Annotated in this window: 13 protein-coding genes; 3 read left to right on the top strand and 10 right to left on the bottom strand. The window is 70.1% G+C overall.

Annotated features, from left to right (window positions below):
- Nucleotides 1-90: 90 nt before the first annotated feature.
- The 5 genes from RAB70_RS02510 to RAB70_RS02490 form a co-directional block, all read right to left on the bottom strand.
- Nucleotides 91-1026, bottom strand: coding sequence for a UPF0104 family protein (locus RAB70_RS02510; RefSeq protein WP_225851633.1), 936 nt, complete (start codon nt 1024-1026; stop codon nt 91-93).
- Nucleotides 1023-2228: a cardiolipin synthase ClsB gene (gene clsB / locus RAB70_RS02505; protein ID WP_148828888.1), complete on the bottom strand. Its 1206-nt coding sequence runs from the start codon at nt 2226-2228 to the stop codon at nt 1023-1025. Before clsB ends, RAB70_RS02510 begins: the two co-directional genes overlap by 4 nt.
- Nucleotides 2225-2965 (bottom strand): endonuclease/exonuclease/phosphatase family protein, encoded by a 741-nt coding sequence (locus RAB70_RS02500; RefSeq protein ID WP_148828887.1) that lies wholly within the window; start codon nt 2963-2965, stop codon nt 2225-2227. The genes clsB and RAB70_RS02500 overlap by 4 nt, the downstream gene beginning before the upstream one ends.
- 118 nt (nt 2966-3083) lie before the next feature.
- Complete coding sequence (locus RAB70_RS02495; RefSeq protein WP_148828886.1) at nt 3084-5021, bottom strand: M61 family metallopeptidase; 1938 nt, start codon at nt 5019-5021, stop codon at nt 3084-3086.
- A gap of 291 nt (nt 5022-5312) precedes the next feature.
- Nucleotides 5313-5582, bottom strand: a complete 270-nt coding sequence (locus RAB70_RS02490) for a hypothetical protein (protein WP_148828885.1) — start codon at nt 5580-5582, stop codon at nt 5313-5315.
- Between the two features lie 247 nt (nt 5583-5829).
- On the opposite strand from RAB70_RS02490, the gene RAB70_RS02485 reads away from it, so the two are divergent.
- The gene (locus RAB70_RS02485) at nt 5830-6390 is read left to right on the top strand and encodes a sugar O-acetyltransferase (protein ID WP_148828884.1); all 561 of its coding nucleotides are present in this window, start codon (nt 5830-5832) and stop codon (nt 6388-6390) included.
- An 84-nt stretch (nt 6391-6474) separates the two neighbouring features.
- Nucleotides 6475-6921: a universal stress protein gene (locus RAB70_RS02480; protein WP_148828883.1), complete on the top strand. Its 447-nt coding sequence runs from the start codon at nt 6475-6477 to the stop codon at nt 6919-6921.
- Nucleotides 6922-7167: 246 nt separating this feature from the next.
- Here the strand turns inward: RAB70_RS02480 and RAB70_RS02475 are convergent, their stop codons facing one another.
- Nucleotides 7168-7461: a DUF2782 domain-containing protein gene (locus RAB70_RS02475; RefSeq protein WP_017910345.1), complete on the bottom strand. Its 294-nt coding sequence runs from the start codon at nt 7459-7461 to the stop codon at nt 7168-7170.
- 329 nt (nt 7462-7790) lie between these two features.
- Between RAB70_RS02475 and polA the strand changes: the two genes are divergently transcribed.
- Nucleotides 7791-10562 (top strand): DNA polymerase I, encoded by a 2772-nt coding sequence (gene polA / locus RAB70_RS02470; protein ID WP_148827795.1) that lies wholly within the window; start codon nt 7791-7793, stop codon nt 10560-10562.
- A 519-nt stretch (nt 10563-11081) separates the two neighbouring features.
- Here the strand turns inward: polA and RAB70_RS02465 are convergent.
- The 4 genes from RAB70_RS02465 to RAB70_RS02450 form a co-directional block, all read right to left on the bottom strand.
- Nucleotides 11082-11348: a DUF2164 domain-containing protein gene (locus RAB70_RS02465; RefSeq protein ID WP_148827794.1), complete on the bottom strand. Its 267-nt coding sequence runs from the start codon at nt 11346-11348 to the stop codon at nt 11082-11084.
- Nucleotides 11345-12244, bottom strand: coding sequence for an oxygen-dependent coproporphyrinogen oxidase (gene hemF, locus RAB70_RS02460; RefSeq protein WP_017910342.1), 900 nt, complete (start codon nt 12242-12244; stop codon nt 11345-11347). The genes RAB70_RS02465 and hemF overlap by 4 nt, the downstream gene beginning before the upstream one ends.
- A 75-nt stretch (nt 12245-12319) precedes the next feature.
- Nucleotides 12320-12880, bottom strand: coding sequence for a hypothetical protein (locus tag RAB70_RS02455; RefSeq protein ID WP_148827793.1), 561 nt, complete (start codon nt 12878-12880; stop codon nt 12320-12322).
- Nucleotides 12881-13407: 527 nt separating this feature from the next.
- Nucleotides 13408-15792: a S9 family peptidase gene (locus tag RAB70_RS02450; RefSeq protein ID WP_148827792.1), complete on the bottom strand. Its 2385-nt coding sequence runs from the start codon at nt 15790-15792 to the stop codon at nt 13408-13410.
- Nucleotides 15793-15855 lie beyond the last annotated feature (63 nt).

Here is a 15855-nt window from a genome sequence, read left to right as displayed (position 1 = left end):
CAGGACGCGTGCGCTGCGACGCTGGCACCGCAGGCGCAGCGCAACAGGTCGGTGGTCAGGAGGCTGGGTCCGTCGCGCGCACGGCCTCGCTCAGCCCGCGCCACGCCGTCGCCGCGCTTCCAGCAGCGCATAGCCGGTACAAGCCAGCAGTAGCGGGCCGAGGTAGTAGAAGGCGCGATAGGCCAGCAATGCCGCCAGCAGTTCCGGTTGCGGCGCCTGCGTCCCGAGCAGCGGCAGCACCACCGCTTCGAGCACGCCGATGCCGGCCGGCACGTGCGCGATGGCGGTGGCCACGGCCGCCGCCAGCAGTGCGCCGAGCACCGAGAGGTAGGCCACGCCGGTCGGCATCAGCACGTACAGCAGGGCGCCCATCAGCGCCCAGTTGCAGGTGCCCAGGCCGAGTTGCAGCAGCGCCAGCGGCAACGGCGGCAGGTGCAGGACGTGGCCGCGCACCTGCAGCGTGCGGCCGTGCGCGCGCTGGCAGGCGATCAGGTAGGCCACCACCAAGCCCAGCATGGCGGCGCCGACCCATGGCAGCACCGCGCCGCTGAGCGGCCACTGCGCCGGCGTGCGCAGCCGCCCGCTGACCAGCAGCACGCCGGTCAGCAGCAGATAGCCCATCCAGTTGGTGGTGATGGCGAAGCCGACCACGCGGCTGATCGTCGCCAGGCCCAACCCGGCGCGTCCGTACAGGCGGTAGCGCAGGGTAGTGCCGCCGATTAGCGCACCGACATTCAGGCTGAAGGCGTAGGCGATGTCCGCTATCGCCATGACCCGCGGCGTCGGCACCGCATGCGCCGCGTAACGTCGCGCGGCCAGGTCGTAGCCGGCATACAGCACGTAGCTGGCCAGGCTCAGGCCTGCGGCGGCGGCCAGGGTGCCGGCACCGTAGCCGGCGAGGGTGGTGCCGACTTGCGCCCAGTCCACCGTGCGCGCCGCACGTACCAGCAATACCGCCACCAGGACCAGGAAGGCCAGATAGGCGAAGCGGCGCAGCATGCGCCAACGCGTGCGCGGATGGTTCATGGCGCGTGCCGCTTGCGCCGCAGCACCGCAGTGCGCGGCGTGCGCTTGGGCAGGCGGCTGGCCCACTGCGGCACGTTGCGCAGCACATGGAACAGCAGCGGCCGCAGCAGCGGTTGCCAGAAGCGTCCGTGCGGCACCTGCGCCGGCACGACTTCGCGGCAGTGCCGTTGCATCAGTCGCTGCAGGCGCCCGTGCAGGTCGCGCGCGAAGGCGGCATCGCGGATCACCAGGTTGGCTTCCAGGTTCAGCGCCAGGCTCAGCGGATCCAGGTTGCTCGATCCCACCGTGCTCCAGTGCCCATCGATCACCGCGACCTTGCCGTGGAACGGGCGCTCGCAGTACTCGAAGATCTGCACGCCGGCATCGACCAGATGCCGGTACAGCGCGCGTGCGGCGGACAACGCCAGCGGCGTGTCCGGTTGCCCCTGGAAGATCAGCTTCACCGCCACGCCGCGGCGCGCAGCGGCGCACAGGTCGCGCAGGAAGCCGTAGCCGGGGAAGAAGTAGGCGTTGGCGATCACGATCTCGTGCCGCGCGCTGCGGAACGCCTGCCGGTAGGCGCGTTCGATGCTGCGTGAACGGCCGGCGTTGTCGCGCGGCAGGAAGCACACCTCGGCCGCGCCGGCGGGCGGCACATCGACGTTCTCCTGCGGCACCCACCCCGCGCCGGTGCCGTGGGTGGCCAGGGTCCGGCGTACGAACGCGACCATGTCCGCCACTACCGGGCCTTGTACCTCCACCGCGTAGTCCTGTTTCGCCTCCGGGCCGAAATCGGCCAGGTGATCGGCCGACCAGTTGATGCCGCCGATCATGCCGATTCGCCCGTCCACCACCAGCAGCTTGCGGTGCATGCGCCGGAACACGTTCAAACGCACGCCGAGCAGGGTCGGCTGCTGGTCGTACAGGCGCAGCTCGGCGCCGGCCTCGGTCAGTTCGCGCACGAAGCCGGGCGAGAGATCCGGCGAGCCGAACGCATCCACCAGCAGGTGCACGCGCACGCCGCGGCGCGCAGCGGCGACCAGGTGATCCTTCAGCGCCAGGCCGACCTTGTCCTCGAACCAGATGAAGGTCTCCAGCAGCACCTCGTGCCGGGCCGCGTCGATCGCGGCGAAGGCGCGCGGGAAATACGCATCGCCGTTCTCCAGCAACTGCAGGCGGTGGCCCTGGCGCCAGCGCGTGTCGCGGTTCGCGGTCCGGTTCACAGCACGATCCTGGCGTGCAGCGGGGCGTGGTCGGACAGGTGCGACCACGGCCGGCCGGTCAACACCCGTGCGGCCTCGATGCGCACGTTGCGCACATAGATGCGGTCCAGCGGCAACAGCGGCCAGCGCGCCGGGAAGCTGCGCGCCACGCGTCCGTGCAGCTGCGCGAAGGCCTCGGTCAGGCCATGCCGCTGCAGCAGCGGATGCCCGCGCTGGCGCCAGTCGTTGAAGTCGCCGGCGACGATCAGCGGCGCCTGTGACGGCAGTTCGGCGATCAGCGCACCGAGCAGGCCGATCTGCCGGCGCCGGTGCGCCTCGCGCAGGCCCAGATGCACGCAGATCGCATGCACCGCCTCGGCATGACCGGGGATCTCCAGCACCGCATGCAACAGCCCGCGGTGCTCGTGGCCGGCGATGGAGACGTCGCGGTTGACGAAGGAGGCGATCGGGAAGCGCGACAGCAGCGCGTTGCCGTGATGCCCATGCGGATACACCGCATTGCGGCCATAGGCGAACTGCGGCCACAGCGTATCGGCGAGGAATTCGTACTGGCTCTGCGCCGGCCAGTCGGCGTGGCGGCCGGCATGCAGCTGATGCTCGCCCAGCACCTCCTGCAGGAACACCAGGTCCGCGGGCAGGGTGCGGATCGCCGCACGCAACTCCGGCAGCATGAAGCGCCGCTTCAGCACGCTGAAGCCCATGTGCGCATTGATGGTCAGCAACTCGATCGCAGGCATGCCGGGACAGGACGGAAACCACGCCTGCCATTGTCGTCGGCGTCCGCGTGTGGCGCGTGACGGTGCCGCGTCGCGCACCTGCCGCCGCTGCGCTGTCGGCAGCGGCGGCGGTGCCGGCTCAGTGCCGTGCGGCGATGATCTTGCTCAGGTAGTCCGGCGTGCCCTCGACCCGCACCAGGTGCGGATACTGCAGGCCGTCGTGGTAGTTCACCGGCACGTCGCGCACGCCGCCCTGGTACTTGAGCGTCAGCACGATCGGCGCGCTGCCGCCCTTGGCGTCGGCGATGGCCTGCTTGAGCGTGTCGCGCGAGTAGTCCTGGCCGTTGACCGCCAGCACCGTGGCGCCGCTGCTGACCCCGGCCTTGAACGCCGGGCCGTCCCACAGCACGTCGTTGATGCTGGCGTCGTCGTTCATCACCAGGCCGATCGACCAGGCGAAGTTGTAGCGGTGCCGCGCCGACTGGTGGCGGCCGTCGTACTGCTTCTCGAATGCGCTGGGCTGGTCGGTGTACACCAGCTTCCAGCCGCTGGCCTGCAGGCCTTCCAGCAGCGGCGGGTCTACCTGGTACACGCGCCGGTTGATGTAGTCGGCCCAGTCGTAGTGGACCACGCCGTCGAGCGCGGCGATGACGTCGTCGAAGGTGTAGGTCTTGACCGCGAAACTGCCGTCGTCGATGCCGAAGAACGCCTTGGCCACGTCGTCCAGCGACTTGCGCCCGCCGCTCATCGCGCGCAGCTTGGCGTCCACCGCCAGCCACACCATCTGCCCGCCGCTGTAGTAGTCCTCGCTCATCTGCCAGCTGCGGTAGGGCAGCGGCGCGCGATGCGCGGCGGTGGGGTCGTTGGTGGTGTCCTCCAGCGAGCGCCAGCGGAAGCCGGCGCGGTTGCGATCGTAGTTGGCGGCGGTCATCGCCAGCGCATCGCGGAACTGCTGCGGCGTCCACATCCCGGCGCGCGCGGTCAACACATAGCCCCAGTACTGGGTCTGGCCCTCGTAGACCCACAGCAGCGAGTCGCCCATCGGCACGTTGAAGGTCGGCGTCCACAGGTCGGCCGGGCGCCGGAACTTGCCGTTCCAGGAGTGCGTGTACTCGTGCGCGAGCAGGTCGCGGTCCGGCGCGTTCTCGTCCCAGGCGCTGAAGTAGTCGGCAGCCAGTCCGTTCTCGCTGGACTGGTGGTGTTCCAGGCCGTTGCCGCCGAGCACGTCCGACAGCGAGAACAGGAAATCGTAATGGGCGTAGTGGTGCGAGCCGAACAGCTTGATCGCCTGCACCGGCAGGTTGCGGTGCGCCTGCAGCTGCTCGGCGCTGATGTCCAGGAACCGCGGTGCGTCGGCGACCACGTCCAGGTGCACCGGCGCGCCGCCGGCCGGGGTCAGGTCCACGCGCTTGAAGTAGCGCCCGGCGTAGATCGGCGAGTCGACCAGGGTGGTGAAGTCCACCGGCTTGAAGGTGGTGGTGGCGCCGTTGCGGCTGGCGGTCTCCAGCGCGGTGCCGAACTCCCAGCCGGCCGGCAGGGTCACGCTCGGCGCCACGGTGATGCCGCGGGTGTCGTGGCCGGCCGGGTACAGCGCCACCTTGTTCCACTCCAGCTGCAGCATCTTGTCGGTCATCTCGAAGCCGTCGTCGCGCGGCGACAGGTACTGGAAGCTGGCGTCGATCGCGCTCACGCCCTGCGGCACGTCGACGTGGAAGCTGTACACGTCGAAGGTGTCGCGGCGCCACGGCAGCGGCTTGCCGTTGGCGGTGAGGGTGAGGCCGGCCAGCATCGCCACCGGCCCGCTCGGCGAATGGTCGCCGGGGATCCATTGTGGGTACTGCAGGGTCAGCCGCCCGGCGCTGACCGGGATGGTCTCGTGCACCCGGTAGATGCCCTGGCGTACGTCGCCGGCGTCCACCTGCAGGGTCAGGGTGCCAGGGTAGGGCGTGTCCTGCGGCGCCGGCACGTCCGGTGTGCGCACCACCTGCGCCTGCGCGGCGCTGGCGAGCGCAAGACCGATGCCGAGGACCAGCGCCCGGCGGGCGCGGCGGGAGGCGGGGAAAGCGGTGGCGGACATGTGCGGCTCCGAGGGCGATGGGTGCGGAAACGCGGAACGTTAGCACCTGCTGCCATCGCCGGCGCACTTGCCCAGCCCGGTCACGCAGGTGCCAGGCAATGCCGTTCATTCGGGGGCCACGGGGCCCGGGCTGTGATCCCGGGACGGCCGCGCGACAGCGGTGTCCCTCTGGCGTCTGGCGGCAGCGGCGGTCGTCCAGCGCTGGCCCGCTGTGGACGGCCGCCAAGCGCGCAACCCCTTGGACTCCGGATGCATCGCAGCTGCGGCGTTGCAGCCGGAAAGTGTGCCGCCTCAGTCCTTCAATGCGCCGTCGCCCGGATCGCTGGCGGCATAGGTCGACGTCGGCAGTTCCGCGGCATGAGGGTGCCGCAACGCCTCGCGCAGCGGCGCCGGCAGGTGCTCGACCGCCAGGATCACCTTGCCGAAATGCACGTCGCGCACCGCGCTCGCCGGCACCACAAAATCGCCTCCGTTCTCGATATTGACGACGAACGTGGCGCCGCCGTTGCGCACCTCGCGCACCGCCCCCACACCGACCTCGCCGTCGGCGACGAACACCATCTGGCCTGCTTCCACATGTTCGGACATCGCGCACCGCCTTTGTCTGGGAAGAGCCCACGCGGGCTGGAATGTGCCGGCATGGGCGTTCGATGATCGGACGCGTAGGCGTTGCTGGACGGTGAATGCGACGTGGTCTGTTGGTCACGACGTCGTCGTGGCTGCGGCTTGTGCGTCACCGCCAGGGACACGCGCCGTGACGCAGCGCGATGCGATCATTCCCGTTCGACCACTGCCTGGGAGGGCAAGGATGCGAAGCGAGAAAGAGAAGATGCTGGCCGGCGAGGCGTATCGTCCCAACGACGCGCAACTGCAGGCCGAGCAGGACGCGGCCAGTGCCTGGATGCAGCGCTACAACGCGGCGCTGGCCGAGCCACCGGCGCGGCGGCACGCGCTGCTGGTCGAAGGACTGGGTTCGGTGGCACGCGGCGCGGTGGTGCGGCCGCCGTTCCATTGCGACTACGGCTACAACATCCATCTCGGCGAGGACGTGTTCCTCAACTTCAACTGCGTGATCCTGGACGTGGCACCGGTGCACATCGGCGCCGGCACCCAGATCGGGCCGGCGGTGCAGCTCTATGCCGCCGATCATCCGCGCGATGCCGCGCAGCGCGCCGAAGGGCTGGAACTGGGGCGGCCGGTGACGATCGGGCGCAACGTCTGGATCGGCGGCGGCGCGATCGTGCTGCCCGGTGTGGTCATTGGCGACGACGCGGTGATCGGCGCCGGCAGCGTGGTCACCCGCGACGTGCCGGCCGGTGCGCGTGTGGCCGGCAATCCGGCACGCCCGCTGAAGCCGCACAGCGACTGAATTTGATCCGGGTCAAGGCAGCTGCCGCGCAATGGGTATGCAATGCTGTCCAGGCCGCCGTGTGCGGCGTCACCGGAGCATCCCATGTACCAGCGCATCCTGATCGCCATCGATGGTTCCGAGTTGTCCGCCAAGGGGTTGCAGCAGGGGCTGGCGCTGGCCGCCGAGCTCGGCGCGGACGTGGATATCGTCACCGTGTCCGAGCCGTGGGCAATGGGCATGTACGACGCGATGGGCTGGAGCGTGGGCTACGAGGCCAGCCCCGAATACCGCCAGGACCGCGAAGCCGGCGCGCAGAAGATCCTGGCGCCAGCACTGGCCGCCGCCGCGGCCACCGGAGTGACCGCGCACGGTCGCCACGTGCTCGACCGCTACGCCGCCGAGGGCATCATCGACATGGCCGTGGCCTGCAACAGCGATCTGATCGTGATGACCTCGCACGGCCGCCGCGGCATGAGCCGGGTCCTGCTCGGCAGCCAGACCGCGGAAGTGCTGGCCAACAGCCAGGTGCCGGTGCTGGTGATCCGCTGAGGCGCTGACCGGCCCGCGCCGGGGTCGGCGCGGTGCGGAACACGTTCGAGGCCGGCATCCGGTCGCTGGCGGCAGCGACCTATCGCTTTGCCGATACGCTTCGGCCTGTCACGCGGCTGCGCCGGGAGGCAACGCCGCGACGGGGGGCCGGCATCCGGCACGTGCATGCATTCGTCCGTCTGGGCAGATCGGGGACGCGAGCACGCCCGCGCGCCGCCACCGTTGGGCGACGTGCCGGGCGCGCCATCACCAGCTGTACAGCTTCCAGTACACGGGCGACACATTGTCCTTGCTGCCGTCCACCTCCATGTGGCCGTCGCCGTTGCGGTCGTACAGGTAATAGGCCGGGCCGCGCGCCGGCGTCACCTTGACCATGCGCAGTTGGCCGCCCACGCGGTACTCGTCGACGGTATCGCCGTTGTCCATCTTGCGCTGGGTCGTTTCCGCGCCGCGCACGTCCATCGGCGCGCCGTCCGGGCCGAGGCCGGTCGAGGCGCAGCCTGCCAGCAGCAACAGCGGAACGAGGATCAGGGCTTTCATTGCGGTGTTCTCCACGGGCAGGACATGCGCAGAGTATGCGCCGAGTGTCTGCATGCGGTGTGGGAATGGCGCGCCGCACCCTCACCCCAACCCCTCTCCCGGTGGGAGAGGGGCTCGCGCCTTTCCTTCTCCCTCCGGGAGAAGGTGCCCCGCAGGGGCGGATGAGGGTGCGTGCGCAGCCTCGTGGATTTAGGTCGGCGCGTCGCTTCGCGCCGTACCCTCACCCCAACCCCTCTCCCGGTGGGAGAGGGGCTAACCGCCCGTGCACCGCTGCCCTGGGGCGGTATTCATTTCAGGGTCGCCCTCACGCCGCAGCGTAGAATTGGCCGATGAGCCGATTAGTCCTGATCGACGGGTCCAGTTACCTGTATCGCGCGTTCCACGCGCTTCCGCCGCTGACCAATGCCGCCGGCGAGCCCACCGGCGCGCTGTTCGGCGTGGTCAACATGTTGCGCGCCACCCTCAAGGAGCGCCCCGAGTACGTGGCCTTCGTGGTCGATGCGCCGGGCAAGACCTTCCGCGACGACCTGTATCCGCTGTACAAGGCCAACCGGCCGCCGATGCCCGACGAGCTGCGCGCGCAGGTCGAGCCGATGTGCCAGATCGTACATGCGCTGGGCATCACCATCCTGCGCGAGGACGGGGTCGAGGCCGACGACGTGATCGGCACCCTGGCCCTGCAGGGCGCCGGCGACGGCCTGGACGTCACCATCTCCACCGGCGACAAGGATTTCGCCCAGCTGGTGCGCCCCGGCGTGCAACTGGTCAACACCATGAGCGGCAGCCGCATGGATTCGGATGCGGCGGTGATGGAGAAGTTCGGGGTCTGGCCGCACCAGATCGTCGACCTGCTGGCGCTGATGGGCGACGCCATCGACAACGTGCCGGGCGTGGAGAAATGCGGCCCCAAGACCGCGGCCAAGTGGCTGGCCGAGTACGGCTCGCTGGACGGGGTGATCGCCCATGCCGACTCCATCAAGGGCAAGATCGGCGACAACCTGCGCGCGGCGCTGCAGCGCCTGCCGCTGAATCGCGAACTGGTCACCATCAAGACCGACGTGGCGCTGCCCGGCGGCCCTCGCACCCTGGGCCTGCGCGAACAGGAGCCGGAGCAGCTGCGCGGCCTGTACCAGCGCTACGGCTTCACCCAGGCGCTGCGTGATCTGGACGGCGGCGTGGCCGCGCCGGAGGCCGCCAGCGAGGCGACGCCCAGCCTGCGCGGCACCGCCGCCGGCTATGCCCGGGCCGCGGTGCCGGCCGCCGATACGGCGCTGGACCCGGCACTGGCCGCCAAGGGCGACTACACCGCGGTGACCACACCCGAGGCATTCGAAGCACTGCTGGTGCGCCTGCGCGCCGCCGACGGCTTCGCCTTCGATACCGAGACCGACGCGCTGGACGCGATGCGCGCCAACCTGGTCGGGCTCAGCTTCGCCACCGAGCCGGGCCGCGCCGACTACCTGCCGCTGGGCCACGACTATCCCGGCGCGCCGGTGCAACTGGATCGCGCGCTGGCGCTGGAGATGCTCAAGCCGCTGCTGGAGGACCCGGCCAAGGCCAAGGTCGGCCAGCACGGCAAGTACGACCTGCACGTGCTGCGCCGCCACGGCGTGGAGGTGCGCGGCTACGCCGACGACACCATGCTCGAGAGCTTCGTGCTCAACTCCACCGCCAGCCGCCACGACATGGACTCGCTGGCCCGGCGCTACCTGGGCTATGACACGGTCAAGTACGAGGACGTGGCTGGCAAGGGCGCCAAGCAGATCGCGTTCTCGCAGGTGGCCATCGACGACGCCACCGGCTACGCCGCCGAGGACGCCGACATCACCTTGCGCCTGCACCGCACGCTGTCGGCGCAACTGGACGCCGAGCCGGCGCTGGCGCGGGTCTACCGCGAGATCGAGATGCCGCTGGTGCCGGTGCTGGCGCGGGTCGAGGCCAACGGCGTGTGCGTGGACATCGCCGAGCTGCGCAAGCAGAGCCAGGACCTGAGCCAGCGCATGCTGGCCGCGCAGCAGAAGGCCACCGCGCTGGCCGGGCGCAGCTTCAACATGGACTCGCCCAAGCAACTGCAGGCCGTGCTGTTCGACGAGCTGAAGCTGCCGGCGGTGCTGAAGACCCCCAAGGGCCAGCCCAGCACCAACGAGGAGGCGCTGGAGGCGATCGCCGACCAGCACGAGCTGCCGCGGGTGATCCTGGAGTACCGCGGCCTGGCCAAGCTGCGCAGCACCTACACCGACAAGCTGCCGGAGATGGTCAACCCCGACACCGGTCGCGTGCACACCAGCTACCACCAGGCCGGCGCCGCCACCGGGCGGCTGTCCTCCTCCGATCCCAACCTGCAGAACATCCCCATCCGTACCGACGATGGCCGCCGCATCCGCCGCGCCTTCGTCGCCCCGCCTGGGCGCAAGCTGATCGCCTGCGACTACTCGCAGATCGAGCTGCGGATCATGGCCCACCTGTCCGAGGACCCGGGCCTGCTGCGCGCCTTCGGCAGCGGCGTGGACGTGCACCGCGCCACCGCCGCCGAGGTGTTCGGGCGCAAGCTCGAAGAGGTCACCGGCAACGAGCGTCGCGCCGCCAAGGCGATCAACTTCGGCCTGATGTACGGCATGAGCGCGTTCGGCCTGGCCCGCAACCTGGGCATCGGCCGCGGCGAGGCGCAGGACTACGTGGCGCTGTACTTCAGCCGCTACCCGGGCGTGCGCGACTTCATGGAGCGCATGCGCGAGCAGGCGCGCACCCAGGGCTACGTGGAGACCCTGTTCGGCCGCCGCCTGTACCTGAACGACATCAACGCCCGCCAGCAGGGCCTGCGCTCCGGTGCCGAGCGCGCGGCGATCAACGCGCCGATGCAGGGCACCGCCGCCGACATCATCAAGCGCGCCATGGTCGGCGTGGACGCCTGGCTGCAGGACCACCGCGACCGCGCGTTGATGATCCTGCAGGTGCACGACGAACTGGTGTTCGAAGCCGATGCCGACTTCGTCGACACCTTGCTGCCGGAAGTGACCGGGCGGATGTCCGCCGCGGCGGAGCTGAAGGTGCCGCTGGTGGTGGACAGCGGGGTGGGCGACAACTGGGACGAGGCGCATTGAGTGCCCGGGTTCCGGGCATGCACCCGGGACCCGACCTGGCGCTGCGGTGTCTTGCGTAGACATCGCATGCGCATGCACGCCGGATATCGCAGCGGGTTTTCCGAAGGATTATCCCGCCCGCGATTTTCGCTTTCCCATTCGCGTTGGTTTTTTGACCCCGTCGGGCGCGACAAGCCGCAAAATTCCTACTGGCGTCACACCCCGGGACGTGCAGGATCGCTTTGATTGAACGGAATTTTGACGCGGTTTATTTGCACGGATTTTCGGGAATGAATCCGTCCTTAATCTGACAAATTTTTAACTTAAATCTTCACGAACGAGCAAGGTGGGGAATGTTCTTATATCCCTCGACAGGCGCAATACCTGTCGCGGATCTCCTCCCATCCCCTGGAGCAGATCCAGGAACGGCGACTCCTCCCCAAGTCTCCGTTCCCTGGCCCCGCCGACCTCCCCCTGGTCCGCGGGGCTTTTTTATGCCCGCACGTTCGTGATGCCGCGCTGCGGCGCGCGCGACCCGGCTCAGCGGCGCGCGTCGGTGGGCTGTTGCAGTTGGTAGAGCGCGTCGTCCAGGGTGTCCAGCTGCGTGGCCAGCAGCGCGCGGGCATCGTCCAGGCCGCGGTTGTAGTAATGCGCGCCGATGCGCTCGGCGACGAAGTCGAGCAGGAATTCGGCCTCGAACGCACCGATCTGCTGCTGCAGCTCGGTGCGCAGGTAGGCCTGCAACTGTTCGGCGATGGCGCGCTTGTCCTCGCGGCCCAGCACGGCGGTACGTGCCGGCGCGCTCATGCCAGCCATTCGCGCGGCACCAGGTACTCGGCCAGGCGCGCCTCGGCGCTGCCCGGTTCGGGCTGGAAGCCGTACTCCCAGCGCACCCGCGGCGGCAGGCTCATCAGGATGCTCTCGCTGCGGCCGCCGCTCTGCAGGCCGAACAGGGTGCCGCGGTCGTAGACCAGGTTGAACTCGACGTAGCGGCCGCGCCGGTACAGCTGGAACTCGCGCTCGCGCTCGCCCCAGGGCAGGCCGCGGCGGCGTTCCACGATCGGCAGGTAGGCGTCGAGGAAGCCGTCGCCGACCGCGCGCTGGTAGGCGAAGTCGCGCTCGAAATCGGCATGCAGGTCGTCGAAGAACAGGCCGCCGACGCCGCGGGTCTCGTTGCGGTGCTTGAGGAAGAAGTACTCGTCGCACCAGCGCTTGTGCGCCGGATAGCGGTCTTCGCCGAACGGCGCGCACAGGTCGTGCGCGGTCTGGTGCCAGTGGCGGGCGTCCTCGTCGAACGGGTAGTACGGGGTCAGGTCGAAGCCGCCGCCGAACCACCAGGCCACGGTGGCGCCGTCGCGCTGCGCCTCGAAGTAGCGCACGTTGGCGTGGGTGGTGGGGATGTACGGGCTGAGCGGGTGGAACACCAGCGACACCCCGACCGCGCGCCACGAGGCGCCGGCCAGTTCCGGGCGGTTGGCGCTGGCCGAGGGCGGCAGGCGGGTGCCGGCGACGTCGGAGAAGCCGATGCCGGCCTGCTCGAACAGCGCGCCGTCGCGCAGGATGCGGGTGCGGCCGCCGCCGCCCTCCGCGCGCTGCCACAGGTCTTCGGCGAAACGGGCCTGGCCGTCGGCGGCCTCGACCGCCGCACAGATGCGGTCTTGCAGGCCAGTGAGATAGTCGCGAACGCGGTCGAAGGTATGCATGCCGCCATTCTAGAAGCTGGCTGTGTCAGGCGTCTGCGGCGGGCTGCCCGGACTGCGCGGGCCGGTCGGCATGCGTCAGCGGCGAAACTCGGCGCGCAGCGCGGGGCGGCACAGCTGGTAGACCAGCCAGCCGTGCAGGCCGGCGAAGACCAGCGCGGTCAGCGCGCCGCTGACCATGAGCGTGATCCGGCCCAGCGCCAGGTCGTGCTGGAGCTGTTGCGGGTCGAAGGCGTGCTGCGGCGCCCAGACCTGCAGCAGATCGAACAGTTGCCACAGCAGCGGCAGCACCGCGAAGTTGGCAGCGGCGGTGACCACCAGGAACACGATGAACGCCCGCCGCGCCCAGTCGCGCCGCTGCAGCAGCGCCCACGACGCCGCGCACAGGCCCGCCGACAGCAGCGCCGACAGCCAGGACAGCGCCAGTGCATGGGCGACGCACCACTGCAGCAGCGGCGGCAACGGCAGTCCGGCCTCGCGCAGCATGCCCTCGATCGCCCCGTCCGGCAGCGTCAGCAGCAACAGCGCCTGGCCCAGCGAGTACAGCAGCGACAGCACCCCGATCAGCAGCGAGAGCTTGGCCATCGCATCGATATTCTGGTTGCGGGCGGCAGTGCGGGGCAGCGGCGGAGGCGGCATCGGCGGTCCTTCGGGGCGGGGCGGCGCTGGCGGCGCCGCACCGGCGGCAGTCCGGCAAGGATAGGGATGGCGGAGCAGGGCGCAAGCCGGCGTGGCGCGCGAGGGGGGGGGCGCCTATGCCGGTGCGCGGCCTCTGGTCAGGGTGCTGCCGAGGCGGTGTCGCCAGGAGCGGGGCTACGCCAAGGTCGTGCCGATGCCGTCTGCGTCCGGACGGCCTAGCTGCGGGCGCTCGCGTAGCAGCGGCTGCAGCCGCGACGCGCCTTGCCGGGAAAGCCTCGTCGCGACTGAAGTCGCTCCCACAGGGGCTTGCGGCGAGCCCGCCGGGTGCACTGTGGGAGGGACTTCAGTCCCGACGCATTGCGCCATCGGAAGGCTCACCACCTCGCGCGTCGCGGATGCATGACCGTTGACTCCTGCGGAACGGCGCGATGCGTGACGGACACCGGTGGTTGGCGCTGTCCCGAAGGCGCCCCGCGGGCGCTGCGCCTGCCGCACGTCGACGGCAGGCGCCTCGGTATGCGGCCGGCTCAGCGCAGCTCGCGTTCGAACAGCTTGAGGATGCGCTTGTACTCGTCCAGCCAGGAATCGGCGCGGGTGAAGCCGTGCTTCTCCAGCGGGTACGGCGCGATCTCCCAGTTGTCCTTGTGCAGCTCGATCAGCTTCTGGGTCATGTCGACCGAGTCCTTGAAGAACACGTTGTCGTCGACCATGCCGTGGGCGATCAGCAGGTGGTCGCGCAGGCCGCTGGCGTATTCGATCGGCGAGGAGGTGCGGTAGGCCTCCGGGTCCAGGTCCGGGGTGTTGAGGATGTTGGAGGTGTACTCGTGGTTGTACTGGCTCCAGTCGGCGACCGGGCGCAGCGCGGCGCCGGCCTTGAACGTGCCGGGGCTGCGGAACAGCGCCATGTAGGTCATGAAGCCGCCGTAGGAACCGCCGTAGATGCCGGCGCGGCTGCGGTCGCCCTGCTTGCTGTCGACCAGCCAGTCCAGGCCGTCCAGGTAGTCCTCCAGCTCCGGATGGCCCATGTCGCGGTAGATCGCGGTGCGCCAGTCGCGGCCGTAGCCGGCGCTGGCGCGGTAGTCCAGGTCCAGCACGATGTAGCCCTTCTGCACCAGCAGGTTGTGGAACATCTGCTCGCGGAAGTACGGGGTGTAGCGCGCCGACACGTTCTGCAGGTAGCCGGCGCCGTGCACGAACATCACCACCGGATAGCGCTTGCCCGGCTCCGGCTGCGCCGGACCGTAGTACTTGCCCCAGACGGTGCCGGCGCCGTGCTTGGACGGCACCTGCACGAACTGCGGCTGTACCCACTGGCGCGCCTTGAACGCGGCGCTGCGGGTATCGGTGAGCACGCGCGCGTTGCCGCCGGCGGCCGGCAGCACCGCCAGTTGCGGCGGCAGGTACGGGCCGGAGTAGTGCACCAGCAGCTGCTGGCCGTCCGGCGACAGCGCGAAGTCCTCCACGCCGTCCAGCGAGGTCAGTTCGGCGACGCTATCGTTGCGCAGGTCGAGCTTGCACACCTCGTAGTCGCCCGGCCACTTGCGGTTGCACAGGAACAGGAAGCCCTGGCCGTCGGCGCTGACCACCGGCGCGGACACTTCCCACTTGCCGGAGGTGCGCTGGCGCGGCTTCTCGGTGCCGCGCTGGGTGTACAGGTGCGAATAGCCGGACTGCTCGGACAGCAGCCACAGCGTCTGGTTGTCCGGCATCCAGCCGAAGTCGTTGAAGCTCCAGTTGATCCAGGCCGGATCGGTCAGGCGGTGGCGCGGCTGCAGCACCGCCTTGTCCAAGTCGACGCTGGCGATCCAGCGGTCCTTGTTGTCCACCGCGCGCAGCAGCACGGCGACGTTGCGGCCGTCCTCGCTCCAGTGCATGGAGGCGCCGCTGCCGTCGCCGTCGGTTTCCACGCGCACCGCGCGCGGGCCGTGCAGCGGCTCCTGCTTGGCGGCCTTGCGCAGCGCCGCCAGCGGATCGGTGCCGATGCCGGGCAGCACCGACAGGTCGAGCTTGCGCGCGCTACCGGCCACCGCATCGACCAGCCACAGGGTCTGCGCCACCGGCGAATTGCGCCCGACCAGGGTGCGCGCTTCCTGGAACTCGGCGTAGCCGGATTCGGTCACGTACTTGGGCATCTTGCTGTCGCGGCCTTCCTCGGCGCCCTTGGCATGGGTGACGACCAGCAGGTGGCGGCCGTCCGGCGACAGCGCACTGTCGTCGACCACCACGTCGTCGCCCAGGTACACCGGTGCCGGCGCGCGGCTGCTGTCGGCGCGGCGCCAGGCTTGCTCCTGCTGGCGCAGCAGCTCGCGCTGGGCGCGGTCGCGGGCAAGGGTTTCCAGGGTGCGCAGCTGCTGGTCGCGCAGCACGTCGGGCTTGGGCGCGGCATCGGGATCGCGCTCGGCCTTGAGCACCGCGGCCTGCTGCACGCCGCCGCCGGGGCTCCAGCGGTACCAGTCGTTGCCGACCCGCCACAGCGCGCCGCCATCGGTGGTGAACTGCGGCCGCGCGGCAGCCTGGTTGCTGCGGGTCAGCTGGGTCAGCGCGCCGCTGCGCAGGTCGCGCAGGAATACGTCGCCGTTGCGCACGAACAGCATGCGCTGGCGGCGTGCGTCGTAGACCGGGTTGGCCGCGTCCAGGGTGCTGCGCTGGGCGTCCTCGACCCGCTGCGCGGCGCCGCCGTCGACGCCCTGGCGGTAGGTGTCGCGCACCGGGCTGCCGGTGCGCTTGAGCTGGTACTGCACTTGGCGCCCGTCCCAGGCCCACCACGCATCCTCGACCGGCGGCCCGATCCAGTCCGGATCGGCCATGGCCTGCTCGATGGTCAGCGGGGCGGCGGCCTCCTGGGCCGCGGCCAGCGGCGGCAGGCAGGACAGGGACAGCAACACAACAGCGCTCAGGGCGAGACGACGCATCTGGGATTCCGGGCGAACGGCAAACCGCAAGCGTAGCAGCCGCCAGGGTGGTGGCGATTGCCC

Origin of the sequence: Xanthomonas sontii (genome assembly GCF_040529055.1) — a bacterium.
Classification (GTDB): Bacteria; Pseudomonadota; Gammaproteobacteria; order Xanthomonadales; family Xanthomonadaceae; genus Xanthomonas_A; species Xanthomonas_A sontii.
Note: the sequence above shows the minus strand (reverse complement) of the source record. Positions and strands in the feature narration are given on the sequence as shown.